At 35.8% G+C, this 25672-nt stretch carries 30 protein-coding genes; 20 read left to right on the forward strand and 10 right to left on the reverse strand.

The annotated features are described in order from the left end of the window. Positions 1-63: 63 nt before the first annotated feature. Positions 64-600, forward strand: a complete 537-nt coding sequence (locus ACNHOZ_RS12620) for a phosphatidylglycerophosphatase A family protein (RefSeq protein WP_028412335.1) — start codon at positions 64-66, stop codon at positions 598-600. Positions 601-725: 125 nt separating this feature from the next. On the opposite strand, the gene ACNHOZ_RS12625 is transcribed toward ACNHOZ_RS12620, so the two are convergent. Together ACNHOZ_RS12625 and ACNHOZ_RS12630 are read right to left on the reverse strand one after the other, a co-directional pair. Next, complete coding sequence (locus ACNHOZ_RS12625) at positions 726-1205, reverse strand: GNAT family N-acetyltransferase (protein WP_048020038.1); 480 nt, start codon at positions 1203-1205, stop codon at positions 726-728. A gap of 167 nt (positions 1206-1372) precedes the next feature. Further along, on the reverse strand, positions 1373-2218 hold the full coding sequence (locus ACNHOZ_RS12630) for a MurR/RpiR family transcriptional regulator (protein ID WP_048020039.1): 846 nt from the start codon (positions 2216-2218) through the stop codon (positions 1373-1375). A gap of 150 nt (positions 2219-2368) precedes the next feature. On the opposite strand from ACNHOZ_RS12630, the gene gnd reads away from it, so the two are divergent. From gnd to ACNHOZ_RS12655, 5 genes are all read left to right on the forward strand, one after another. Next, positions 2369-3268 (forward strand): phosphogluconate dehydrogenase (NAD(+)-dependent, decarboxylating), encoded by a 900-nt coding sequence (gnd, locus tag ACNHOZ_RS12635; protein WP_034269374.1) that lies wholly within the window; start codon positions 2369-2371, stop codon positions 3266-3268. A 25-nt stretch (positions 3269-3293) separates the two neighbouring features. After that, positions 3294-4835 (forward strand): gluconokinase, encoded by a 1542-nt coding sequence (gntK, locus tag ACNHOZ_RS12640; protein ID WP_028412332.1) that lies wholly within the window; start codon positions 3294-3296, stop codon positions 4833-4835. Positions 4836-5113: 278 nt separating this feature from the next. Beyond that, entirely contained in the window at positions 5114-6640 is a 1527-nt protein-coding gene (locus tag ACNHOZ_RS12645; protein WP_033578068.1) for an NCS1 family nucleobase:cation symporter-1, read from the forward strand. A 269-nt stretch (positions 6641-6909) separates the two neighbouring features. Beyond that, the gene (locus tag ACNHOZ_RS12650; protein WP_047751641.1) at positions 6910-8238 is read left to right on the forward strand and encodes a GntT/GntP/DsdX family permease; all 1329 of its coding nucleotides are present in this window, start codon (positions 6910-6912) and stop codon (positions 8236-8238) included. A gap of 154 nt (positions 8239-8392) precedes the next feature. Beyond that, complete coding sequence (locus ACNHOZ_RS12655; protein ID WP_338705232.1) at positions 8393-9004, forward strand: DUF1349 domain-containing protein; 612 nt, start codon at positions 8393-8395, stop codon at positions 9002-9004. 38 nt (positions 9005-9042) lie between these two features. Here the strand turns inward: ACNHOZ_RS12655 and ACNHOZ_RS12660 are convergent, their stop codons facing one another. Next, positions 9043-9663, reverse strand: coding sequence for a YitT family protein (locus ACNHOZ_RS12660; RefSeq protein WP_048020041.1), 621 nt, complete (start codon positions 9661-9663; stop codon positions 9043-9045). A 172-nt stretch (positions 9664-9835) separates the two neighbouring features. Here ACNHOZ_RS12660 and ACNHOZ_RS12665 point away from each other — a divergent pair, with 172 nt between their 5' ends. Then, positions 9836-10285, forward strand: coding sequence for an Lrp/AsnC family transcriptional regulator (locus ACNHOZ_RS12665; protein WP_034269385.1), 450 nt, complete (start codon positions 9836-9838; stop codon positions 10283-10285). A 27-nt stretch (positions 10286-10312) separates the two neighbouring features. Here ACNHOZ_RS12665 and ACNHOZ_RS12670 read toward each other — a convergent pair whose 3' ends face one another. Continuing rightward, on the reverse strand, positions 10313-11068 hold the full coding sequence (locus tag ACNHOZ_RS12670; RefSeq protein ID WP_063248130.1) for an arylamine N-acetyltransferase family protein: 756 nt from the start codon (positions 11066-11068) through the stop codon (positions 10313-10315). A 524-nt stretch (positions 11069-11592) separates the two neighbouring features. Between ACNHOZ_RS12670 and ACNHOZ_RS12675 the strand changes: the two genes are divergently transcribed. The 3 genes from ACNHOZ_RS12675 to ACNHOZ_RS12685 all read left to right on the forward strand — a co-directional run bounded on the left by ACNHOZ_RS12675 (position 11593) and on the right by ACNHOZ_RS12685 (position 13860). Further along, a complete protein-coding gene (locus ACNHOZ_RS12675; protein ID WP_447697140.1) occupies positions 11593-12681 on the forward strand; it encodes a tyrosine-type recombinase/integrase in 1089 nt (362 codons plus the stop codon). A 155-nt stretch (positions 12682-12836) separates the two neighbouring features. Continuing rightward, positions 12837-13550, forward strand: coding sequence for a hypothetical protein (locus ACNHOZ_RS12680; protein WP_447697141.1), 714 nt, complete (start codon positions 12837-12839; stop codon positions 13548-13550). A gap of 88 nt (positions 13551-13638) precedes the next feature. Beyond that, entirely contained in the window at positions 13639-13860 is a 222-nt protein-coding gene (locus ACNHOZ_RS12685; RefSeq protein WP_447697142.1) for a hypothetical protein, read from the forward strand. 46 nt (positions 13861-13906) lie between these two features. Here the strand turns inward: ACNHOZ_RS12685 and ACNHOZ_RS12690 are convergent, their stop codons facing one another. The 3 genes from ACNHOZ_RS12690 to ACNHOZ_RS12700 form a co-directional block, all read right to left on the reverse strand. Further along, positions 13907-14179 carry a hypothetical protein gene (locus ACNHOZ_RS12690; RefSeq protein WP_447697143.1) on the reverse strand — a complete coding sequence of 91 codons (273 nt, stop codon included), beginning with the start codon at positions 14177-14179 and terminating at the stop codon, positions 13907-13909. Between the two features lie 243 nt (positions 14180-14422). Further along, the gene (locus ACNHOZ_RS12695) at positions 14423-15055 is read right to left on the reverse strand and encodes a hypothetical protein (RefSeq protein WP_447697144.1); all 633 of its coding nucleotides are present in this window, start codon (positions 15053-15055) and stop codon (positions 14423-14425) included. A 57-nt stretch (positions 15056-15112) separates the two neighbouring features. Next, positions 15113-15598 (reverse strand): YjcQ family protein, encoded by a 486-nt coding sequence (locus tag ACNHOZ_RS12700; RefSeq protein WP_447697145.1) that lies wholly within the window; start codon positions 15596-15598, stop codon positions 15113-15115. 303 nt (positions 15599-15901) lie between these two features. Between ACNHOZ_RS12700 and ACNHOZ_RS12705 the strand changes: the two genes are divergently transcribed. Continuing rightward, on the forward strand, positions 15902-16642 hold the full coding sequence (locus ACNHOZ_RS12705) for a hypothetical protein (protein ID WP_447697146.1): 741 nt from the start codon (positions 15902-15904) through the stop codon (positions 16640-16642). Here ACNHOZ_RS12705 and ACNHOZ_RS12710 read toward each other — a convergent pair. The 3 genes from ACNHOZ_RS12710 to ACNHOZ_RS12720 all read right to left on the reverse strand — a co-directional run bounded on the left by ACNHOZ_RS12710 (position 16639) and on the right by ACNHOZ_RS12720 (position 17588). Next, the gene (locus tag ACNHOZ_RS12710) at positions 16639-16866 is read right to left on the reverse strand and encodes a hypothetical protein (RefSeq protein WP_447697147.1); all 228 of its coding nucleotides are present in this window, start codon (positions 16864-16866) and stop codon (positions 16639-16641) included. The genes ACNHOZ_RS12705 and ACNHOZ_RS12710 overlap by 4 nt on opposite strands. 111 nt (positions 16867-16977) lie before the next feature. Continuing rightward, entirely contained in the window at positions 16978-17223 is a 246-nt protein-coding gene (locus ACNHOZ_RS12715; RefSeq protein ID WP_447697148.1) for a helix-turn-helix domain-containing protein, read from the reverse strand. Beyond that, positions 17220-17588 carry a hypothetical protein gene (locus ACNHOZ_RS12720; protein ID WP_447697149.1) on the reverse strand — a complete coding sequence of 123 codons (369 nt, stop codon included), beginning with the start codon at positions 17586-17588 and terminating at the stop codon, positions 17220-17222. The genes ACNHOZ_RS12715 and ACNHOZ_RS12720 overlap by 4 nt, the downstream gene beginning before the upstream one ends. Positions 17589-18103: 515 nt before the next feature. Here ACNHOZ_RS12720 and ACNHOZ_RS12725 point away from each other — a divergent pair. The 9 genes from ACNHOZ_RS12725 to ACNHOZ_RS12765 all read left to right on the forward strand — a co-directional run bounded on the left by ACNHOZ_RS12725 (position 18104) and on the right by ACNHOZ_RS12765 (position 25637). Beyond that, on the forward strand, positions 18104-18247 hold the full coding sequence (locus tag ACNHOZ_RS12725; RefSeq protein ID WP_447697150.1) for a hypothetical protein: 144 nt from the start codon (positions 18104-18106) through the stop codon (positions 18245-18247). 50 nt (positions 18248-18297) lie between these two features. Beyond that, positions 18298-18486, forward strand: coding sequence for a hypothetical protein (locus ACNHOZ_RS12730; RefSeq protein ID WP_447697151.1), 189 nt, complete (start codon positions 18298-18300; stop codon positions 18484-18486). 49 nt (positions 18487-18535) lie between these two features. After that, the gene (locus tag ACNHOZ_RS12735; protein ID WP_447697152.1) at positions 18536-19303 is read left to right on the forward strand and encodes a hypothetical protein; all 768 of its coding nucleotides are present in this window, start codon (positions 18536-18538) and stop codon (positions 19301-19303) included. An 88-nt stretch (positions 19304-19391) separates the two neighbouring features. Beyond that, positions 19392-19724 carry a hypothetical protein gene (locus ACNHOZ_RS12740; protein ID WP_447697153.1) on the forward strand — a complete coding sequence of 111 codons (333 nt, stop codon included), beginning with the start codon at positions 19392-19394 and terminating at the stop codon, positions 19722-19724. Positions 19725-20060: 336 nt separating this feature from the next. Beyond that, positions 20061-20237 carry an HNH endonuclease signature motif containing protein gene (locus tag ACNHOZ_RS12745; RefSeq protein ID WP_447697243.1) on the forward strand — a complete coding sequence of 59 codons (177 nt, stop codon included), beginning with the start codon at positions 20061-20063 and terminating at the stop codon, positions 20235-20237. A gap of 161 nt (positions 20238-20398) precedes the next feature. After that, positions 20399-20896 (forward strand): hypothetical protein, encoded by a 498-nt coding sequence (locus tag ACNHOZ_RS12750; protein ID WP_447697154.1) that lies wholly within the window; start codon positions 20399-20401, stop codon positions 20894-20896. Continuing rightward, positions 20889-22634 (forward strand): terminase TerL endonuclease subunit, encoded by a 1746-nt coding sequence (locus ACNHOZ_RS12755; RefSeq protein ID WP_447697155.1) that lies wholly within the window; start codon positions 20889-20891, stop codon positions 22632-22634. The genes ACNHOZ_RS12750 and ACNHOZ_RS12755 overlap by 8 nt, the downstream gene beginning before the upstream one ends. A gap of 369 nt (positions 22635-23003) precedes the next feature. Next, positions 23004-23537, forward strand: a complete 534-nt coding sequence (locus ACNHOZ_RS12760) for a Panacea domain-containing protein (RefSeq protein ID WP_447697156.1) — start codon at positions 23004-23006, stop codon at positions 23535-23537. A 27-nt stretch (positions 23538-23564) separates the two neighbouring features. Further along, complete coding sequence (locus tag ACNHOZ_RS12765; protein ID WP_447697157.1) at positions 23565-25637, forward strand: hypothetical protein; 2073 nt, start codon at positions 23565-23567, stop codon at positions 25635-25637. Positions 25638-25672 lie beyond the last annotated feature (35 nt).

Consider the following 25672-nt stretch of genomic DNA (forward strand, 5'->3'; position numbering starts at 1 on the left):
TTTTAGCGGCTCTCATCGAATTTAGTATAAAGAGAGACAACAACTTGAAAAGGAGAGAGAGACATGACAGCGAAAAAAATCCCAACGAGCAAAGAAGTAGCAAAGGCAACATTTAATTTGCTGGAAGAGCGTGGCGTAACAGTTTTGGATATTGCTGAAATTGTGTATGATTTACAGCTTCCTTATCATCCAGCTCTAACCATTCAGGAATGCGCTGAAAGCGTAGAGAGAGTACTGCAAAAGCGAGAAATTCAGCATGCCCTTCTAGTTGGAATCGAACTTGATAAGTTAGCTGAGCAAAATAAATTATCAGAACCTCTTCAAAGTATTGTAGAACAAGACGAAGGGTTGTTTGGCGTTGACGAAACGATTGCTTTAGGTGCCGTTTTAACCTATGGCAGTATCGCTGTTACGACCTTTGGCTATTTAGATAAAGTAAAAGTAGGTATTATTGAAAAGCTGGACTGTAAAAAAGAAAAAGGAGTTAATACCTTTTTAGATGATTTGGTAGCGAGCGTAGCTTCTAGTGCGGCAAGTCGTTTGGCTCACCGTCAGCGTGATGAACAAGAACAGCTGCAAGAAGGCAATCCGGCTACGTAATAAACTTCTTTTAGTATGTATATAAGCTGCGTAAATTAACGCGTTAAAATGATTTAGTCTTTTATTTGAATAACGGAGGCTAGGCACGTAGGAGATACGTGCCTAGCCTCCGTTAATGGAACGATTTATGGCTGTAGTGAAGTAGTCATAAGATAGCTTAAGTTTTCCAGTCCAAGACTTTCATAAAAAGCACGTGCTTTTTCGTTAAATGCCCATACGGTAAGCTGGAGATCATTTGCTCCTTTTTGTACAGCCCACTGTTTTGTAGCAGAAAAAAGACCTTTTCCTACGCCGTAATTTTGAAAGCCTTTTTTTACACCAAAATATTGGATGTATGCTGTGTAGGAAAGAGGAGCTAATGTAGTGGGAGGGTTATATTTTAATTCAACAACAGAAGCCCCAATAATTTGATTTCGATATTGAGCTACAAGAATATCAATGGTTGCATAATAAAGAGTAGCTTGATATTGTTCAGGAGATAAAACAGCCATTTGATTATCAAACATAGAAGGAAGCGCATTTGCGTGGAGTTCTAGTGATTCCCCTAATATTTTATTCACTTCTGCATACTCATCTAGTTTTGCAGTGCGATAGATAATATCCATACACACTTCACCTACTTTTTAAAAGTTGTGCTTTATCATATGTAGCAACTTAGAAAATGTTAAATGAGAATGAAAACCTGAAAATTTCAAGTGAAGAACCGTACTAAACAGAGCATATATTTTATGCTCTGTTTGATGTTGGAATTGAAGAATATAAGGATGAAACATTAAATTCTCGTTTCAGCAATGGCATCGCGTACTTTTTCAAGCGAGTGTTTAGAAGTGTCTTTATTTGCAATCATTACATTAACATACAAAGCGTCAATGAGGCTTAGCTGTCCAATTCTCGAGGCGAGAGCTTCAGATCGGTATTCGGTTTCTTCTGAACTTGTATAAAGAGAAACGTCAACGTTTTGACTTAATGGAGATTTAGGGAAACCCGTGATTCCGATCGTTTTGGCACCGTTCGCTTTTGCTGTATTTAAAATGTTCATCGTGTCTTTATTTGTTCCAGAATGAGAAATCACTACCGCTACATCTTGTTTCGTCAATTGAGAAGCGGACATAAGCTGGAAATGGGAATCGATAAATGCAAACGTTTTAATTCCTGTTCGCACAAATTTATGAAAAGCATCCATAGCCACGACTGAAGAGCCTCCCGTGCCATAAAATTGAACTTTATCGGCCTTCATTAAAAGTTTGACGGCTTTTTCAATAGCATTGCTTTCTAGTATTTGTAATGTATTTTCAAGCGTTCGCACATTGGAGCGAAAGATTTTTTCAGCAATCGTTTTTTCATTATCCGTTTCAGCAATTTCCTCGTGAATCTGCTGAATAGGCGTCATAATTTCAGCAGCCAGCGCTATTTTCATAGCTTGATAGCCCTTGAAGCCAATTCGTTTGCAAAAGCGAAAGACTGTTGCATCAGCTACATTTAAATCGTCTGCCACTTCGTTAATGGTACTGTGAATAATTTGTTCCGGCTGTTCTAAAATATAATTTGCTATTTTTTTCTCTTTTTCGCTGAATCTAGCATAGTGAGAACGAATTTTTCCTAAGCAATTTTGCGTCATAACTGATGTTCCTTTCCACGAATTTAGTAGTAAAAAGAGTATAGCACAAAAACATGAGTGAAAAAAATTTTCTTGTAAACGATTGCAAAATGAAAAATAATTCGTATAATGGAGGTAATGTGAAATTTTTTTTCAAAGGGAGTTTGTAAAATGAAAATTGGATTAATCGGTTTAGGAAAAATGGGATATAATTTATCATTAAATTTAATGGACAATCATCATGAAGTAGTAGCTTATGATGTGAATAAAGAAGCGGTAGAAAAACTTTCAAATGAAGGAGCAGCTGGTGCCTTTACTATTGAAGAGTTAGTCAACGAACTGCCTGCTTCACCTAAAGTTGTATGGGTTATGGTTCCGGCTGGAGAAGTAACGGAAAATGTGATTACAGAACTAAAAGAACTTCTGTCAGAAGGAGATATTGTAATAGATGGAGGAAACTCTAATTATAAAGAATCTGTTCGACGTGCTCAGGATCTTCAGGAAAAAGGTATTTACTTCTTTGATGTAGGGACAAGCGGCGGAATGGAAGGTGCAAGAAACGGAGCATGTACAATGATTGGCGGAGATGCAGAAGCATTCCGTACAATTGAACCAATTTTTAGTGATATTTGCGTAGAAAATGGATTTATGTACGCAGGCAAAAGCGGAAGCGGTCACTTTTTAAAAATGGTTCATAATGGTGTAGAATATGGAATGATGCAATCCATTGCTGAAGGATTTGAAGTTCTGGAAAAAAGTCAGTTTGATTTCGACTATGAAGCCGTAGCGCGCGTTTGGAATAACGGATCTGTCGTTCGCTCTTGGTTAATGGAACTAACGGAAAATGCGTTTTCAAAAGATCCTAAACTAGATAGTATTAAAGGAGTCATGCAGTCTTCTGGTGAAGGGAAATGGACCGTAGAGACTGCCCTTGATCTTCAAACGGCAACTCCTGTTATTGCTTTATCGCTAATGATGCGCTATCGTTCATTAGAGGAAGATACATTTACAGGAAAAGTTGTAGCAGCACTTCGAAATGAATTCGGCGGTCACGGTGTTGTAAATAAGTAAAGTAGTAAAGTAGGGGGACAGCAGCATGAGCAAAAAATATGCAATAGGTGTAGATATCGGAACAACGAGTACAAAGTCTGTATTATTTTCAGTAGACGGTACAGTCATTGCTAACCATGGGATTGAGTATCCACTATACTCGCCTACGCCCGCGATGGCTGAGCAAGATCCTGAAGAAATTTTTCAAGCAGTTGTACGTACTATTCAAACGGTTGTAAAAACAAGCGATGTAAAACCTGAGGATATTTTATGCGTTTCATTCAGCTCAGCTATGCACAGTGTTATTGCCGTTGATCAGCAGGGAAAGCCGCTGACAAAATGTATTACGTGGGCCGATAATAGAAGTGCAGAATGGACGGAAAAAATTAAAAATGAATACAACGGCCATGAGATTTATTTACGTACAGGCACGCCTATTCACCCGATGTCGCCACTTTCCAAGCTAACATGGCTTTCTAATGAACAGCCTGAATTAGTGAAGGGAACACATAAGTTTATTTCAATTAAAGAATATGTATTCTTTAAGTTGTTTAACGAATATGTGATCGACTATTCGATTGCATCAGCAACAGGTTTATTTAATCTGAAAAATCTTGCGTGGGATGAAGAAGCATTAAAAGTAGCAGGTGTGACGACAGATCAGCTATCCACTCCTGTTTCAACTATGCATCAAGTGAAAGGGCTAAACACAGAGCTTGCAGTTGAGATGCACTTACTGCCGGATACGCCCTTTATTGTAGGTGCAAGCGATGGCGTATTATCAAACTTAGGTGTAAATGCGATTGAACCAGGCGTTGTTGCAGTAACAATTGGGACAAGCGGAGCTATTCGAGCAGTCACTGACAAGCCAGTAGTCGATCCTAAAGGTCGTATTTTCTGTTATGCGTTGACAGAAGACCACTGGGTAATTGGCGGCCCTGTAAATAACGGAGGCATGATTTTTAGATGGGCTCGTGATCAATTTGGAGCGTCGGAAGTCGAAACAGCTAAACGTCTTGGAAAAGATCCATATGAAGTATTAACGGATATTGCGGCTTTAGTGAAACCTGGAGCAGACGGCTTATTGTTTCATCCATACCTGTCAGGAGAGCGTGCGCCGCTTTGGGATGCAAATGCTAAAGGTTCGTTCTTTGGCCTAGGTTTGCATCATAAAAAAGAACATATGATTCGCGCCGTATTAGAAGGCGTTATTTTTAACTTGTATACGGTATTATTGGCACTTGAAGAGTTAATTGGAGAACCTACAAAAATTCAGGCAACAGGCGGATTTGCACGTTCCGCACTTTGGCGCCAAATGATGGCAGATATTTTTAACCAAGAAGTATCCGTGCCGGAAAGCTTTGAAAGTTCATGTCTAGGAGCAGTTATTCTTGGCTTATATAGCCTTGGCGAAGTCGACTCATTAAACGTTGTTTCCGATATGGTTGGAGCGACTAATCATCATTATCCAATCAAAGAAAACAGTGAAGTATATAAAGAGTTAACGACTATCTATATTCGTTTGGCTCGTTTATTTAAAGAAGAATACGAAAGCATTACGGCTTTTCAAAAAAAATACGTACATTAAGTTCAAAAATCATCGCTTGAAGCTTTCAGGCGATGATTTTTTGTGTGTTAGGTTATCTAACAACCAAAAGAGTTAACACTACACAATATATAAAAGTTCCCTCAAATAATGTTACAATTTGTCCAGTGTATCCCTGTTTCGCATTAAATATAATAAGGAATAACGTTAGTATTTATCACATACTAGAAGGAATCGTCACAAACGCCTTTATATTTCAGAAAATTCAAATAAAATTTGTTTTTTGAAATGAACTTATTTTATGAAAAGGGGTTTTATGGATGAAAACACAAATCGAGCAAGATGGAATTGTGACGCTCACAGATGAGACGCACAATCAGCTGAGCGGCAGCGATCTTTGGAATGAAGATTTACGTCCTACTACGATGAAAGAACATTCTTGGAAAGGAGTTAACTTTGCCACGCTTTGGATTGGGATGTGTCTGTGTATTCCAGCTTACACAATGGCGAGCGGAATGATGACGCTTGGAATGAACTGGTGGCAGGCAATTGGTACAATCTTTTTAGGAAATGTAATTGTTCTTATTCCTATTTTGCTTAATTCTCACGCTGGAACCAAGTTTGGCATTCCTTATCCGGTATTTGCCCGCCTGTGGTTTGGAGATAAAGGAGCACATATCCCAGCACTGGCTAGGGCTATTGTGGCTGCTGGATGGTTTGGAATTAATACATGGATTGGAACGGAAGCAATTGATACACTGCTAAGCGCTTCATTTTCATCTTGGAATGGTTTAGCTGGTCATACAGCCATTGTATTTGCTCTCTTTTGGCTTTTAAATGTAGGAGTGGCGTATAAAGGACCGCAAGCAATTAAAGTGTTAGGAGCGATTGCTGCTCCGGTTATTGGTATTTCAGCTATTATTCTTTTTATATGGGCTTATACAAACTCAGGAGGGTGGGGACCCATTTTATCTACGCCTTCTAAATTTACATCCACCGGAGAATTTCTAGCTGTATTTTTCCCTGCTTTAACCGGAGTCATTGCATTTTGGGCGACGCTCGCTTTGAACATTCCGGATTTTTGTCGATATGCTAGAAGCCAGAAATCCCAAATGGTTGCGCAAACCTTCTCCTTGCCGTTGACGATGAGTGTTTTTTCATTTATTGGAATTGCTGTTACCTCGGCAACCATCGTTATATTCGGAGAAGCTATTTGGGATCCAGTGGCGTTAGTAGCTAAATTCCCTCCGTTTATCATTTTCTTAGGAACAATCGTTATCGTGCTTTCTTCTTTAACGATTAATGTGGGAGCAAATATTGTGGCGCCGGCCCGTGCAATTGAGAATCTGAATCCAAAGAAAATCACGTTTGCGATGGGAGCGCTAGTAACCGGTATCTTTGCTATTTTGCTTCAGCCATGGTACATCATGTCTAATTTCGGGAATTATATCTTTGGATGGCTTGGAACATACGGAGCGCTGCTTGGTCCTATAGACGGCATCGCCATTGCTGACTACTGGCTTGTAAGAAGGAGACAGATGGCATTAAAGGATTTATACGAGGTAAACGGTCGCTATAGTTATTCAACTGGTTTTAATAAAAACGGTATTTATGCATTAGTAATTGGCGTGGCCATACCTGTTTTAGGCTTACTGATTCCTGGACTGCGCTTTTTATGGGATAATGCCTGGACATTTGGTCTATTCATTTCTATCATCGCCTATACGTATCTCATGAGAGGAGATAAAAGTGTATTAGCGCCGGGAGAATATGAAGAAATAACGTTAAAAACAAGCGAAAAACCAATTATCGACAGTCAAACCGCTGATCCCACCATCACTAAATAAATAAGATAAATCCAATCATTAACATGATTGGATTTTTTTATGAGTTGAAACTCTATGGAAGAAAATTGATAAAATTTTTTTGAGTTTTTTTATTGATTTAAGAATTTTTTTTTCATATAATTTAAGTAATAAAAAGATGAAATCGTTTTCTGATTTAATTAATGTAAACGATTTCGATAATTAAAACGTATTTTTTAAAAAATTAACAGGTTTAGAGCTTTTTTGCTACATAAAGAAAGCGTTTACTTAAGGGGAAGGTGGAAAGCAAGATGGATGCATACTTATTAGCTATTACGGTTGTCGCAATTGTTATTGTTATTGTAGGTGTTTCAGTTTTTAAATGGCATGCGTTTATCAGTTTAACGGTTGCGAGTTTGTTTTTAGCAATTGCTTCTGGGTTATCAATGGATAAAATTGTTGCCGCTTACGAAACGGGAGTGGGCGGTGTTTTAGGACACTTAGTAGGAATTTTAGCACTGGGAACAATTTTAGGTAAGCTGATGGCTGATTCAGGCGCTGGCATGCAGGTAGCAGATTATTTTGTAAGAATATTCGGTGTGAAAAGATTGCCGTGGGCAATGCTAGTAGCAGGTTTCATTATTGGTATTCCTGTTTTCTTCGAAGTAGGAATTTTAATCTTACTGCCTTTAGTTATTTCGATTCATAAAACAACAAAACAAAATATATTATTGATTGCTCTGCCAGTTATTGCAGGATTATCAATTGTTCACGGTCTCGTTCCTCCTCATCCGGGAGCGATGGCAGCTATTAGTATTTACGGAGCAAATACGGGGAAAGTGCTTTTATACGCGTTAATCATTTCAATTCCAGCAGCAGTTATCGCTGGACCAGTTTTTGCAAAATGGGTTAACAAACGAGTAATTCCAGAAGGAGAGCCGGATTTAATTCGTATCACGACAACATCTAAAAATCTTCCTGGTACAGGCGTTTCATTCTTTGTTATTTTACTCCCTGTTTTATTAATGGTTTTAGCAGCAATAGCGCCTATTATTAACGGATTGCCAAGCGGCGTAGTGAAGTTTGTAGAATTAATAGGAAGTCCATTAATTGCACTTTTAATTTCTTGTTTTGCAGCGTTTTACCTGCTTGGAAAACGTCAAGGTATGACAAAAGATGTGATTAAAAAACTAACGGAAGAATGCTTGCTTCCTGTAGGATCTATTGTCTTGATTATTGGTGCAGGCGGTGGCTTCAAACAAGTATTAATCGATAGTGGAGTAGGTACAACGATTGGTCAAATGTCTGAACATCTATCTCTATCACCACTTGTACTTGCATTTTTAATTGCTGGATTAATCCGTATCGCTACAGGTTCAGCAACAGTTGCATTAACAACAGCGGCGGGTATTGTTTCACCGATCATTGAGCACATGTCTGGTGTTAATTTAGAACTTCTGGTTATTGTTACGGGCGCGGGTTCACTAATGTTCTCTCACGTTAATGATGCTGGATTCTGGATGGTGAAGGAGTATTTAGGATTAACAGTAAAAGAAACGTTCAAAACATGGACTGTTCTGGAAACGCTTCTATCCTTTATTGCTTTTGCAGGAGCACTTATTCTAAATGCAATAATCTAAAAATAAGACTCTTTTACTCTATGTAAAAGAGTCTTATTTTTTTATGAAAGAAAAGAATTTACTAGAAAAATAATCAAAATATTTTATTTATTCGTTAAATTATGGCAAAATAGAAATATAAGAACAATAGCTTCTAAGAAGGGAATGACAGAGAGTGAGTAATCAACTATTATTTTTCACAAACTTTTCAGAAGGAAAATTAGATTCAGACGTTTCTTGGTATTGTCCACCAGCTCAATTTCAAATTGATACGGAAACGAATCGATTAGTGATTAAAACAGACGCTAAAACAGATTTTTGGCAGCGTACTCATTATGGTTTTGAAGCGGACAATGGACACTTTCTTTATCGTGAAGTAGAAGGCGACTTTGAAATCATGACAAAGGTGCATACATATCCAGTTAATCGCTACGATCAAGCAGGTCTCATGATTCGTGTATCAAAAGATACGTGGATCAAAACGTCAGTTGAATACAATCCCGATGGCCCTAACCAATTAGGAGCAGTCGTAACCAACCAGGGCTTCTCAGATTGGTCCAGTCAAAATTTTACTCAAAACAAATCAGCGCTTTATTTTAAAATTCAGCGCAAAAATGATGATTACACCGTTTGTTATTCAAGTGATGGAGATTCCTGGACTCAGCTCCGACTCGCTCACTTATTGCACTCATCCAAAGAACCTGTTCAAGTTGGGATTTACGCTTGTAGTCCTCAAGGAGAAGGATATGAGGCCCAATTTGATTTTATAAAAGTAGAAAAGCTTTAAACGAAAAACACGATTTAGTCACAGCTAAATCGTGTTTTTTATTTAGAGAGTACATTATCTAAAGGCTGTGTGGCAGCAGTGGGTGTCGATTGATTGTGTAAAGCAATTTTTTGTTTGAAATAGCTGATGACAAACCCTGTAATCGCAATGGACATAACAGAGAAAATTCCTTTTGAAAATCCAATTGAATACATGCTCGACAGCACGACGAGGAAATCAAATGAAAAATTCACTTTTCCAGGATCCCAACCGAATTTTCGCTGCGCGAATAACGCTAGAATATTAGCACCCCCAAGAGAAGCTCCGTTCATAAATAAAATGGATAAGCCAAGACCGGCAATTAGTCCGCCCGTAACAGCACCCATCAGGCTGGGAAGTGTAAAAGCAGGAAGCAAGTGATCGAGTGAAGTGAGAAGTGATAGCAAAGACACTGATCCTATAGTTGTGACGGTAAATTTCCATCCCATTTGAAAGAAGGAAAAGAGATAAAAAGGAATATTAATGAGAAAAAAAATCACCGCAAACGATAAAGGAAGGGCATATGACATGCTAAGAGACAGACCAGCTGTTCCCCCCGTCACTACGTGAGAGTGTCGCAAGATAAGAACACCAATACTTGCAATCGTACATCCAAGAATAATCCATAAAACTTTTTTCATAAATAAACCCCTTTGTTTGTTTTTTCGGAATTTTCATTTTCAATTATCTACTTTAATGATAGGATATTAAATAAAGAAAACACATGTATAAATGAAGGAAATAATACTTGTTCTGTTATCAACTTGAATAAAGATTTTATTTATTATATTCATTTTGAAAGGAAAGGTTTGTATGGATCAAATCGATGCACAATTGTTGTCTATTTTGCAAAGAGACGGGCGTATGACGATTAGTGATTTATCAAAAAAGCTGGCTCTTAGCCGTCCAAGCGTATCAGAAAGGCTGCAGCGCCTTCAGGAACGAGGAGTGATACAGCGTTTCAGCGCTACGGTGTCTCCGAAAGCTTTAGGGAGAGATACACAGCTGTTTATTCAAGTAAGCGAATTAAAAAGAAAACCAGAGGAATTTGAAGACTTTATTGAGCAAAATGAAGATGTGCTTGAATGTCATCGCGTAACGGGACCGGTTTCTTATTTTATCAAAGCAGCCGTGTCTGGAATGGATGGACTTAGAATGCTCGTGGATGAACTGATTCCTTATGGAAATGTGAATACCTCAATTATTTTAAAGTCGCCTGTAGAAAACAGGATGATTACTCCTATACAAAAACCGACCCCATAAGAGGCCGGTTTTTTGTGTAAGGACATATTAATAAAACCCTTTGATAATATAAAAATGATTTTGCAAAATATCAGGAACTTCTTCTTCTGAAACGTTTCTTTTCGTCTTTTTTCCGCTGTCTGTTACAGTTAGTGTTTCACCAGAGAGGGTAATTCGCCCTGTAGGTGTTGCGATCGTAACAAGGCGTTTGTGTACAAACGGAGAATCAGCTGACGTTTGATTGAACTCACACATGGGAGTAAAGTCTGTCAGTTTCTTAGGAAGCGTAGACACACGGTACAGCGTTTTCCATACATCATCTTCCCATCGCTGCAAATCATACATATGCTCAGCAACGTTTGTCATACGATAAGAGCCGCTTACATCTCTTACTACTTCGCCATTTAAAGGCATTGGCTTGCGAACAGAATCTCCAAATCCAACGTCTACGATATAAGACTGATTTTCAACCGTCACAAGGTTTGTAGCGTGACTTCCTTCAATGGTCCACGTGCCATCGGGTTTTTTGACGGTAGCTGAAACGTACGAGACTTCATAACCGCTTTCTTTTAACAGCCAGCCAAATAAACCGTTTAATTCGTAGCAAAATCCTCCGCGCAAATTTACAATTACTTTTTGAAAGATCCGTTCTAAATCAATGATAATAGGAGTTTGAGACAAAACGTCTAAGTTCTCAAACGGAACATGAAGCATATGCTTGTTCTGTAAAGTAGCTAAGTTTTCATACGTTGGACTATCCGGTTTCTTAGCTAAAAACCGACTAAAATAATAATTAATATTCATCAAATACACCTCTTAGTGAATCATTTCTCTTTGTCTTTAAGCTTAGCAGAATATTCATGTAACAGCGTTTTTTCAATGGTTTCTTTGGAAGCAAATTCTTTCAATCTCAGCTTTTTGTTCTTTACTGACTTCTCTTAAAGGATTAGTGGCTAGAAAACATAGTAGACAGACAAAATCAAAATAAAATTCAGCGTGTGCTTTCATCCCGTCATGCTCCTTTATGGCATATTTTTAGTTTATCAAAAGTAAAGACGGTTCTTCCAACTTGGGGACTGTGGAAAAATAGTTGACAAAATTGGATAACTCTTTCTATAATATAGTCAATACATATCACGAGCGATTAGTTCAGTGGGAGAATACATCCTTGACAGGGCTTGGTTGCTGTATTTAAACCCATATACTGAATTATCAACGTTGAAACTAACTCTAGTCTAAACAAACGTTTAATTAGTTTTAGTCAATAATTGACCACAACATAACACTACATCATTCTGAAAACAGAGTGAGAGGGAGTGTTATTTTTTATGCCTTCATTTAACTATTTCGAAGAAAAACCCACAGTGAAAAAGCGACAACCACACAAGCGCAAACCTGATAAAGTTATAAAGCAGGATTCAGTGAAAGTAATATTTGAAAGGTTCATTGAATTTAAAGTAGCGCAAAACCTTAGACCACCTTCCCTAAATAAATTCATTGTACTATTTAAAAGTTTAGAAGCGTTTCATGAGACGAGGAGCACCCAACTCTTATATGTAAACAACATAACTACAGATTTTATTTCTGACTATGTTTACTGGTTGAAAAATGAATGTGTAAAATTTGAAAATAACAATCATGTTCCTGACCGCATGAAAACAGTAGGACTAGCAGACAGTTCAATCTCTACGAGGGTAAGAAGTTTAAAGACATTTATTAATTGGTGTGTTAAAAAAGATTTACTTCAAAGAAATCCATTTGATAGATATGAGGGTTTTAAACAAAATGCTCATGAAATTGATGTTTTGACGAGAAGTGAACTAAATAATTTGCTTAAAGTGACTAAAGCACATTCTAATAAATCTTTTAAGCATTTTAGAGATTACGTTTTGCTTCATTTATTAATAGATGGCATGTTGCGTATTACCGAAGCATTGTTATTGTCTCCAGATGATATTGACCATATAAATAAGACGATATTGATTCGTTCAGCTAATGCCAAATCGCGTAAGAGCCGTTTAATTCCATTAAGCAATAAAACTTATCGGTTGTTGAATCAGTTATTACAAGAAAATGAAGCATTTGAAGGAGATACAGATGACCTTGTGTTTTTGTCACTAAGTGGACGAGTATTGGATAAGCATAATATCTTGCGTGACTTTAAGAAGTATGCGAAAGAAGCAGGAATCAAAAAGCGTTTTTACTTGCACTTAATTCGTCATTCCGTAGCAACGGAGTATTTGCGTTCAGCAGGTGACATTGAATCATTACGTAAAATTCTTGGTCATAGCGACACAAGAACAGTACAAATTTATTTGCATATGGCAGATAGTACCGTACAGGAGCGACATGCTACTCACGGTTTCTTTAGTGGCAATAATTCAACGAGTAGAAAAAGAAATAATAAAAGACTTTAGAGAAAATTAAGCATGTGTTAATATGTAAAAGTTTACAAAATAAAAACGAACGGGTCAAAGGACTGCAATCCTACCGTTCGTTTCCCACAAATCCACAAAGGACTCATATGTTCATTTTAGCATATGTTCCTTTGAATTGAAAAGGAGCAGGAACAATGTTATTAAACGGTAAAGCAGAAGATTTAAGCAAATATTCCAAGTTGAAATATGAAGCAAATAAATTTATCAGCAAAGTAAAAGAAGTTTGGGAATACAGTGATTTACAAATCCGTTGTGTTTACTTAATAAGTGACTTAGCCAAAAAAGGAAACGGTGTATTTTCAATCGCATACAGCACATTTCAAACGATGTTTGAACAGCGTTTCAAAATGAAAATTTCATTATCATCTGTAAGAAGATTCTTCACACTAATGAGTAAATTAGGTTTGGTATCCGTTCATAAAGCAAAACGCAAAAACGAACAGCAATCAGCGAACATTTATATTATTGAACAACAGTGCGAAGAACCAAAACAAATTGAAAATAAAGAACACCCTGTAGAACAGGCTCCTGAACATCAAAATAGTGTTTCTAAAGAAACACAAAACGGTGAACAAAAACCTTTAAGTAAAAAATATGTTAACACCGATAACGTTCAACAAGAGAAAATAATACATAACGCATATATCAAATTTAAAAAGCACATAAACCAAACTTTATTTTTCAAAATCCTTACAGAAGTGAAAAACAAAAAAGGCATTAGAAATTTTAAATCTTATCTTGAAGGAGCCTTATCGAAAGTGGAGAATCATATAAAGTGCAACAATGGCACAAAGGTATTTGAACATCACGGTTTAAGTGATTTCTACGGTGTCCTAATGGGTCAGTAGATTGCATGTATGACATAGGATTGATACGGTGTAGAATCGGCAACTGATGTCATTTAGACGACAATTAAACATAGGAGTGATGTAGAACATGCGACTATTTAACAACGTTTTTAAGAATCGTATTTTCCAAACGGTGTTATTAGGCTGTGGAGCAATGTTAATGTTCAGCATGATTTCATATATGCTATTTATTCATGCTTTCCCCAAAAACGCGGAGGAGGAGCAACGTATTAAGCAGTTCCAATCGACTTGGGATAAACGAGCAGAATACTACAAGAAACACCCACATAAAGAATTGAGCGAACAATAAAAAAACACCAGCTAATGAAAGCTAGTGCGTGTATTGACGTTTAAACTTATTCACCGTTCATAATATCATTCACAATTGTTTTAACGTTGCTCGGTGTGCCTGAACCCCAGTGAATGTTACAGCCTGTTTCGTGACATGTGATTGTTGTAAGTGAAGCTGTGTAGTCATAGATTTGAATCAAATGTTTGTCATTTCCATTCTTATCTAATTGCAATTCTACTTTTTTGACCAATTCTTCGAGGGCATCTTCAATCTCCCAAAATCTCATTTCTACCAGCTGTTTTAAATCTTTTCCTGTAATTGTAACTGTTTCTGTCATCTTGCATGACCTCCGTAAAAGTTTGTTTCATTAGTAATTAGGAGGATATTATGTAATTTCAGCAAATGTCGAAATTTGCCGTTTTCCGATTTGATAAGTTTATATTACACCTATTAATATGCAGTGTATAGAGGTCTTTTATAAAATGAATCGAATGTCCGTGTTGACGAATGTAAACACATTTATGCTTTTGAACATTAATATTCAAAATAAAAAACACCTCCGTAGAAGTGCTTTAAGACATTATAAATACGTATTAAGAATTTTTACTTGAAATGCTGTTAAATTGTTGGAGAAGTAAACGTAATTAAAAATGGCAGATAAAAATATTGCTAGTTGAAAGGCTAATCCTATGATGTAAAAAGCTAGCATAGAGTCATTGTTATAAAGAGCAAAACCGGCTATTCCAGATATAGCAAAAGAAATGGCTGAACTTACGGACAACGACCCAAGTCCATGTATTGTTCCTAATAAATGACGGTATCTCCCTTCAATATATGTTCTTTTTTCTGCATCTAAGTTGAGCAAAACACCATGCCATACGTATTCAAATTGGAAATAATCTTCATCTTTATTGTTTCCCCACTGTGGGTGACGCGGAAATTTCTTTATTTTTTTTGCGGTTTTTTTCAAGTGCTTATGTCTTTTATTATTACCAACCCATATAGTGCCAAAATACATTTGATGTAATAGGTATCCAATAGGAACACCAAGTGCAGTTAAAGAAATTAGCAATGTGAAACCTTTTGAGATGTCTACTAATTTAGTATCTAAAGGATTAATGCTTTTTAAAAATAAAAATTCATAGAATAACCAAAAGATAAAAATCCAACCAGGAATACCCCAGCGTATTAAATACTTTGTTTCAAACTTCAAGTTACATCATACTCCTTAAATAAAATAAAACACTCCACGAGGAGTGCCTTGACCGCATTATACTTCTTGTGAAACTTTTTCTGTGTATTGAATCGTTACCGTATACCATTCTTTAGTAAAGAACAGCATTTTACCGCATTCTACAGCAATAATCTCATGATTTGGGTTTTCCAAAAATCTTTCAGCGTCTGAAACTGTTGGTGGGTTTTCTTCAACCTCAGCAACCGTTTTACCTTCAGGCCATGGAATCACACACACTTGTATTTTCGGTTTTGAATCATTTTCTTCTGAAGGTTGAACATCATTTTCTTCAATGTAGTTCAAACCTGCCATTGTGATGATAGCAGAAGATAAAGAAATGTGAAGTGCTTTATTTCCTTGACCTCCACGAGTAACATGAATGTTTTTTGCTAAACCTTCGTCACGAACCATTTCAGATACTTCGGCTAAAAATTGTAAATCTACTCCCAATTCTTTTGTAGTCATGGGCTGTTTGTCGCGTATACGTTTTAGAATTTCAAGCGCTAGTTTTTTTCTATCCATTTTGTCACCACCTTCCTATCCGACTTTATAACTTCGACAAAAATGTCTAGAAACCTCCTAATTTTTTCATTTATTTACATCTTTGGTACTATATTTTTGAAAAAAATATTCAATTTTCTACATTCTAGAAAAACGGACGTTCAAAATGTATCAGAATTTTGTTTTCTAATAGGTTGTAATAATTCGTATCATAAAGTGATTAAAACGTCACTTGGGCGAAACTGGGCGTTGTAGTTAGATTTTGTTGTCAGTATAGTATTTTATGGTATAAAATATTATTACTGTAAAAATGAGGTGGATAATTTGATAGTAATTGAGAGTAAAGATAGTTTTGACTGGGTAGCTTTAACGAGTGCAATTATTTCCTTTCTTGCTGTGGTTGTTGCAATAGCAGCTATTTGGATACAGCAAAAACAATTTAGAAAACAAAGAGAACCTGTAGTAGCTCCAGCAATCAAAGGTTTTAGTTTAGAATTGCCCGAAACACATTTGGACTGGGATACTAGTGAAGAGCTGGATGATAAATTTTCTAAAACTACTATACCTGTTTATAACTACGGAGGTACTACTGCTTTTAACATAGGATACAGTTATAAATTTATTAATCTAAATGAAATGAAACAGCATTTAGACAATAAAGTAAGAGCTAAGAATTTTGATATTAAAATAGAAGAAGTTGACGAAGTAGAGGAATCGTTTGATTTGCGTTTTACCAATCATGTTAAACATAGGAGAATGATTGGAATCAGACGTTATGGAAGGCGACAAGACTTAATTCAACCTGGCGAAAAAGTTGATATTGTATTGCCAAGTTATTTTTTAGTTCTTATCAGCTACGAATATCAATTAGCTGGTCTTAACGATATAAAATTGCCAGTGTTAGAATTAACTGTAGATTACAATGACATTAGCAATAAAAAATGGATGGTTAAATATTTAATTAAAATGGACAGGACTGTTACATATAAAAATAATGAATTAAATTCGAGTTTTATTGCTGAATTTGTTAGCAAAAAACAACTGGACAAAAAAAAGCGTACTTAAAAAGTACGTTTTTTTTCATTATTAACTCTTCGATTCATGCGGTAACGTTCGGCAAGATACAGCATATCTTCAATCAGTTTAGCGTCCTCATAGAACACAAAGACTTGATATTGTGGACGTTCACGGTTTCGCATTGTGTGTGAAAGTGTGTGTCCCAATTTAATCAAATCTTCGGCTAAAGTACGTTTATAGATGTTTTTCTTTCTCGGTTTTTCCTCTGTCATTTGTATTCACTACTTTCTGTAATTTTGAGAAGGGCTGTCTTTGCCTATGGCAAAGATCAGCGAGACCTAGGGTATAACCAAAGGGTATAAAATAGATTTATACCCTTCAATTCATTCCCACGGACGGTATTTTTCTCTAAGCACTTTCAACTCTTCTTTTTTCCGTAACAAATCATCCTTCAAGAATAAACTGATAGCGCCTGTTTTCTTCGCTGGCTCAATCTTTCCGTCCTTAATCATCTTACTTAACCTTGGTCTTGAGATTTCTAGCAGCTCTAATGCTTCGGGCGAAGTTAAGGCGCACTCACGAATGAACTTTCGCTTTAGTTCGGGCTTAATGTATTCAAATTCTTTCATTGTAACTCCCTCAAATGCACATCAAGAATTTGCGCTGCTTTGTAATCGTACTTAGCGATAAAATCAATCAAGCATTCGTAATCTTTTTCCTTCAATACTTCTGCTAATAATTCAAGGTGTCCCAAAATATAATACTTGCTTTGCGTGTCACACATGCCTTCTAGGAATTTGTAAAAGATAATCTGTTCTTCTTCCGTTGCTTGCTTTAAATATTTTACAAGCGTTTCTACAGCGTTTGTCATAAGTTCTTTATTCATTCTTACTCGCCTCGAACTCCATGTTTCCGTTTTGATTGATTCCATAAAGTAAATTTGTTCCATTAAATTTGGTGAATGTGATTTTGCAAGTTTGACAAGTTTGTCCATTCAGTTATTCCTCCCATATTTTTCTTACCAAACTATAGTAAGTCAAGCATTAACTGGTGTGAGTAGGTAGAAAGAGGTAAATTACGTTCAGGAAATGAGGTAGGTCGCGTAGCGAACACCTTAATTTCTAGTAGGTCGTATTCTGACCTAGTACTAGGTCGCTACACGGACACCTGTAGGTCATATTCTGAACTACTAGTAGGTCGCCAAGTGAGCACTAACTATACTTAATAACTAAACTTAATAACTAAACTTATAAAACAAAACTTATTACTTGCTTGAAAACTGGCGTTTTCGCGCATTGTTGTTTCCTTTCGGAATTTCTATAGTTCATATAATGAAGGGAAAATAATTTAATAAAATTATCAAAAATACCTGACGTAGAAAAACAACGTAATACAATATCTGAGTAATGAAAAACATTTAAAAAAAGTAAAAAAGATTTAAAAAAAGCCTTTCGTTACATACGAGCAGTGTATATATAAAATGAAACGTTAAAACAGGAGGAAAAATTTATGAGTGAAACACCGGTAAAAAAATCATATACAGTTCCGTTAATGCCCGAAATTCAAAAACGCGGAAAAGCAAAGGCGAAAGCAAACGGTAAAACATTTAACGTATATGTGGAAGACTTGATTCGTAAAGACACGGAAAAATAAGAGCGTCTAACTGACGCTCAATCAAATTAAATCAAATGGAGGTTTACGGTATGCAAAAACAACGAACTAAAGAAAAGTTAATCTTCGCTAAATGGATGGCGGAAGAATTAAAAGCAAAAGGAAACAATTTATTATTCGTCCGAAAAAATATCAAGCATGAACATTATATGGTTTATGCTTTCGAGGAAACGATAGATTTACTTACTGACATGCACAATATTAAAAAACGCGGTCAATAAAAAGCAACATCATATAATGTTCAAATAACTTTAAGGAGTAACTGTTCTAATGACAAATTATCTAAAGGAATCAGATTTTGACCAAAGCAAGTTTTATCAAACACCGAAAACGATATTTATTGACGACAGAATCATGGAAGATACACGAGGAAGTCATAATGCAGTAATTTTGTATATGGGTATTGTTGATAAAGTTAGTTTATCCAAAAGCAAATATGAAAAGAAAAATGACGCTAGTTTCATGGATTTAAAAGGACAATTCTTTTGCACGTTTCCAGTTAAAACGGCTCGTGAAGAATTAAGAATCAAGCGAACTAAATACAATGAACACAAAGCGTTCCTAAAAGAAATTGGATTGATTCATTATGCGGAACAAGAAGTTAAAAAAGAAGGTGACGCTTCAAGAATTTATATAACAACTTGGGCAGACTGGGTAAAACAAAATGGTCTATATTCTGACGGTGAATGGATTGTACAGCCATTGAGCAAAGATTTCTATAATCCGAAAGATATTGTAACGGTACAACCGATTATTGAAAAAGCAGTAGAAGTAGAAGTAGAAGTTGAACAAAAACAGCAAGAATCAATTGAAGAAAATCTTCAAGAATACGAAGCCATTATGACAGAAGCAAAATCATTGGGTGTTAAATTCTATAAAGATAACCGCATGAGCGAACTAAAGAAAATTACTGAGAAACATTTAGGCGTTGGGAAACGGTTTACTGATTCTACTGTAAAAGATTTACCCGTGTTGCGTCCATGCTATGAAGAAATGAAGAAAACATTCTATCGGGAAACCAATTCTCTTGATTTTTGAGTAGGGAATCAAATTGAATATTAATATTCAAAACTGTATTTAAATAACTGAAAATTCAGTAAATAAAACGAAAAGGAGATTATTTATTATGAAATTAACTTACGCACAATATGACGAAACGATGGATTACTTAGAAAAAATTTACGATGAATACGTTGAATTAACTACTAAAGAATTAATCAATGAGGGTTTATCACATGTACGAAACGATTGCTGTAGTTCAATCGAATGGGGCATGGAAGATTATAAAGTAATATATTCATTCAATGATTTTGCAACCACAGTATATTGTGGATATGACGGCAGTTTAACAGTTTCACATGTGATTGATATTTCGTTTGATGGTTTAGGTCTTGTAGGGTATTTAACTAATAAAACTGGTGAAATTGATATTGAAATTAAAGTAGAAAAAATGAATTGAAAACGAGCGTCTTTGGGCGCTCTTACATATCGGATTAAATCAAAAGGAGAAGTGGTCTTATGGAAGCAGTTGTATTCTGTGAATATTGTCGTTTGGTGATACGAGGAGATGAGTGTGCATGTAAAGGAATAGGAACAGCATATAAACATGGAGAATCAACCAGGCACCCAAGCAATACGAGGAGATGAGTGTGCATGTAAAGGAATAGGAACAGCATATAAACATGGAGAATCAACCAGGCACCCAAGCAATACGAGGAAGTTTCAAAAGCTACGGAAGCAAATCATTAAACGTGACGGTGGTCATTGTGTGCGCTGTCGTATCAAATACGATTGGATGAGATTCGATAACCTGCAAGCTCACCATATCAAATCATGGAGGGACTTCCCTGAGTTAGCCTATAATGAATCAAACCTCATAACGGTATGTCGTGATTGTAACTTAGAGCTAGGAACCAGTAATAAGCTTGATTTCAAATGGGAATCTCCAGAATTAGAACTGCCAATTTTATAGATTATATCATTTGTGTGAGTTGTCACTAAAATCACTGACGTTTTTAGTCCCCCCTAGGTGCCACTTTTAATTTCGGTAGGGAACGAATGGACTAAGGGGTGGTCAATACAAAAAAAAATTTTCCCCATAACTAAGAATTTTTGAAAGGAGCGCATTTTACAATGAGACCCACAAAATCGGTGTCTGAAATGACACGAAAAATAAGCAAAATTGAGCAAAAAGAACGAGAAAACGCTGAAAAACAAGTAAAAGCTTTAGGAAAATCAGTTCCTGAACCTATAACTGCTATGAATGACATTGAGTTGACAATCTTCGAGAAATATGCAGCTTTAAACGACAACTTCAATGAGTTCGATTCTACAGCACTTTCATTACTTGTCAATAGCCTTTACCAATATAACGAACTGAACGTGGCTATCAAGGAGCTTGACATTCTAGACGATAGAAGAGCAGGCTTGGTACGTCAACAAGCAACTTACGACAAGGCTATACAGCAACACGCAACAGCACTATCATTAAGCTTGACAAACCGCTTAAGAATGGCTAATGAAATGGCTAAGGTAGCAATTGAAGAAAAGAAATTAGCTAATATGGAAGCAGAAAAAGCACCAGCTGTCAATCCATTGTTAGCACTCTTGGAGGACGATGATTATGAATAAATCAGTACAGTATGCTAAAGCAGTAGTGTTCGGTGACATCGTAGCACCGAGTCAAGTTAGGCAGAGCTGTGTCAACTTCCTCTATGAGTACTATTGGCTTCAAGACCAAGAGCATTACCAATTCAAATGGAACAGCAAAATTGAAAAAAAGGTTGACAAAATCATTCAAAACCTTAACTTTGCTCGAGGAGCTAAATCCGCTCAGCCGATGTTTCCTAACCTTGCACTATTTCAGTGGTTCCTAATTCAAAACATATTCTGCTGGGTGTATAAGGAGTTCCCGCTCAAGAGACGAATCCGTGAGGTAGTCTTTACAGTAGCTCGAAAGAATGCTAAGTCAGTATTGGCTTGTATTATTCATATTATCGGCTTCTTCTTGGACGAGGAGAACCAGACTCACTACATCGGTAGTAACACTAAGCAACAAGCCACTATCATATTTGACGAGCTAGTGTCAATTATCAAATCTTCTCCTAATATGCAACCTTTCTTCAACATCAAAAAAACCTATGTAGAATTTACGCCTAAGAATTGCAAAATAGTTGCACTTTCTGGAGATGCACAAAAGGCTGACGGTACGATGGTATTTATGGCTTCAGTCGATGAATTAGGTGCCTCAAATGAAATCTTTAAGATGGTATCGTCACTTGAGACAGGTCAGTTTGGTCCTCGTAATCCGCTGATTGTCAAGATATCTACTTCATATCCGATTGAAAATGGCTTTAACTACTGGAATGAAACTGTAGAAGAATTGAGACGTAACACATTCTTAGAAGAACCTAACCCTAGGAAATTCGGCTTAATCTTTACTATTGACAATCCGAAGGAAAAGGTAAACGACAAGGAAAGATGGGAAGACCCAGCTGTATGGCCTGAAGCTAATCCTCTTGTAGCTGAAGTTGATGATTTAGCTGAGAAGCTCATGGAGGACTACAAGACTAAAAAGGAAATCCCGAAAGACTTCTTCCTGTTTAAAGTCAAGAACTTAAATATGTGGATGCAAAGCAACGAAGGTGATGGTAACTTCTTTGTAGATATGCACACACTTAAGAAGGGTATATTCGAGCCAGTGTCAAGCTGGGAATGGTGGCGTAATCAGCGTCAGGTTATTATAGGACTTGACTTATCGTTAACTACGGATAATACAGCTGTTACTTTCTTGAAGTATAACCCAGCAGAAGATTTGTATTATGTCAAGAACTTGACATTTTACCCTAAAAACATGGAAGAACAAAAGACTCGAGACGAACGCATACCTTACGAACAGTGGGCAAAACGAGGATTTTGTCAAGCCATCGGTGAAGACGTTGTAGATTATGATGAACTAGGAGACATAATCATAAACCTATGTCAAGAGTATAATATCGGTGTAGCTTCGGTGGCTTATGATGCTAAATACAGTTATACGCTAATGAAGAAGCTTCGTGAGGACTTACCTATGGAAATTGACCCAATTAAGATAGAGCAGAACAGTAGACATCTAGGAGATGTCATATCGAACCTGCAACGTATTGTCTACGAAGGTAAATATCGTTATGCTCCTAACCCATTAATGGAATCCGCTTTCATTAACGGACTTATTGAGTTCCGCCAAGGTAAACCGTACATTACTAAGGGTGATAAGCACCGAAACAAGATTGATAACCTATTCAGTAGCTTCAATGCCATGAAAGTGTCAATGTATTTCGAGCAGAATCATCTATATGAAGGTGAGCGTGACTTTTTCTTTGAGCTATAACACATTTTGCAGTTGTGGTCAACATATGGCTGCTAAGATAGCAATATGTTCGTATAAAAAGTCTAAGTAGTGTAATAAAATACTGAAATCTAGGAGATAAAGTAAGTTAAAGGGAATATAGATATTTTATATTTTTTATACATAAATTTGGATTTATAACAAGTGGTAATTTATTTTTTACACTTATGGAAATGTGTGAATTTATTGGTTAAAATAGAAAATATAAAGGTTTGAGAGAGGTTTATGTCGAATATATATAGTGTAAATATTAATAAGATGTGCAACATCGTAAAATTTACAGCATATAAATATTTACGTGAAGTTTTCCTCGATAGTATGTTCAAGATGCTTAAGAGAGGAGTGGGTAGTATGACTACAGAAACATTAAAAAGAGAACAACAAACATTAGAACAGAGTGCATTAGAACAATCTGTTAATTTACCAAGTGCAATGGATGTGGCTCGCTATTTTTTGCACAAGAGCCAAAGTGATTCCAGACCAAATACTAAAATAACTCATTTAAAACTGCAAAAGCTCGTTTATTATGCTCAAGCTTGGCACTTAGCAATGTTGAATCGACCATTATTTGATAGTAGATTAGAGGCATGGGTCCATGGGCCTGTTTCACCTGAACTGTACAATCTATATCGTCCGTATGGGTATCAGGTTATACCTCATATAGTTGCAAGTTCTTTTGCCTTTACTAAACCTATGTTAGAAGTACTAAAAGCTGTTTGGCACATATATGGAGACAAGGATGCAAAAGAGTTGGAAAAGCTAACACACTCTGAGACACCTTGGTTAAAGGCTAGAGGAAATACTCCATTGGATATGGCGGCAAATACAGAAATCTCAAGAGATGATATGCGTGATTATTACGCTGAGTATCTTAATAAGGGTTAATCCCTTTTTTTTTGGAGAGAAAGTATTATGAAAAAAAAACCAATAGTTTTATTGAGTGTCACTAGCAACATTTTTTCATTTATCACCAAAGCATATAATTATGCAATGGAAATGTGCCTTAAGTTTGGTTATGCAATTAGAGCTGTTTGTTCCACTGTAAAACAACGAGTAGAGAAAAGACCAATTCTGAGCTTTATGAGCTTATTGGCGTTTTTAGTATTAGTAGGAATTTTTATATTTTTACATAAATCTTATAGTCACAATAAAGTTTCAACTTTGTTTGAGAAAGCCTATAATTTAGTTACTTTTGGTTCTAATAACATAAAAGGTTATACTGATATTGATGATGCTTCAATATCTTTTCTTAACGCTATTAATCAGTTTTTTAAAGTGAGTCTGCCCTTAACTTTAACCTTCTACTATTTCATTTACAAAGAGCAAAAAAGTATTTCATCTAATATCGCAAAAGGTATGCCGTTATGGAAATATCTATCGGTTACTATTTTTACTCTTCTATTAGGGTATTATATAGTATTTAATAAAGAATATTATGATAGAAGCTTTTTTACTGGGGACTACTTTTTTGTATTGTTAAGTTGGATATTTTTAGTGATTCTATCATTTATATTCTTTTTGTCCCTGTTAACTAAATTACTAGGAAGCTTAGATATAAATTTTTTGTTTAGGCATAAAAGAAAAAAATTCAAGCAAAAAATTAAAACAATTTATTACTCAACTATAAATCAAGATAATCATTATGAGCACTTAAACACCTATTTAGAATCAATCTTTCAATGTTTTGACTATGTAATGGAAAAAGGCTTGGATAAATTGTTTGAACACGAGTTACAGGAATGGGGAAAAATGCTCTCTTTAATAATGGAAGAAGCACCTGGCAATAAACAAAACCTTACTATAACTGCTAACAAATTAGCAGAGCATAAAGGCGAACCTAACGAAATGTTTCTAGAGTTTTATGGTTTACTTTTAAATAAACAAGGGGATTTACTGTTTAAATTGGTAGCTAAGAATCGCTTAGCTAAATTGAATGATGGATTAGAAACTTTGAAATCTTTGGAACCTAATAAGGTTAAAGTGCTATATCCGCAGTTCATCACTTCACTAGACGAAATAATCCTAAAAGCTTATAAGCAAAAAGGGTTGCCTTTGAGTAAGATATTAGAAATTTTAAATGGCATCGTGCCATCATATACTCTAAAAAACAACCAAGAAGCTAATATTGAAGAACAAAATTTTAATATTGCTAAAACAGTAGCTATAATATATATATATAAGTCTATACTCAAAGAAGCAGTTGAAACAGATAACATAAAGGATATTACTACCATAACCTACTCGCTATGTGAAATTATTAGGGAAATGGACACAGAACAAGAAGCTGAAGAAGAAGCTCAGACTCTGTACCCAGCATTTCTCAACACTGTTGGCGAGAGCAGCGAAAGTAACAATGAGATAAATCATTTTGAAATACTCAATGCTATGCAACAAGCTATGCAAAATTCTGTAAATAAAGCTAAGGTTAACTTAAATCAAGGGGAACAGAAACAAATAAAAAAAATTATTTTGTTTGTTCTATTACAAATGGCATTGAAAGCTGTGGAGCTGAGCCATTATAAAACTGTTGGTCAGTTAGTTAAAAGGGTTACGACGGATTTTGACCCGTTGACAATTAGAAATACCTTCGAAGAATTTAGAACCTCAAAAGGAAGAATAAAAAAAGCTCCCTTCTTGAAAGAAAATGGTTTAGAATTTGCCTTCACTTCTGATTCATCTATGATTTCTCAAATATATACAGATATTTTATTTAACAAACAATCCATAGAGTATTGTATGCAAAAACTAGCGTTATTAATATATGGTCAGCAATTCTACATTATTGATAAAGAGCTTAAATTCACTGAGTACTATAAGAGCTATGAAGAACACTCTGTTGAAATTGATTTATCGTTTGTAGAATCATCTTACCTGGACTACACAATAGGGAAAATTAAACAAGTAGGAAAGGGCTACGGTCTATTGTTTGTTGAACAACCAGGATTTGAAGAGAAAGTCAAAGAAGTGGTTAAAGTAACAGTTTAACGGCTAGGATGCTATTTTTATAATAAATAGCAGTC

The sequence above is a fragment of the Priestia sp. D51 genome (assembly GCF_053345675.1).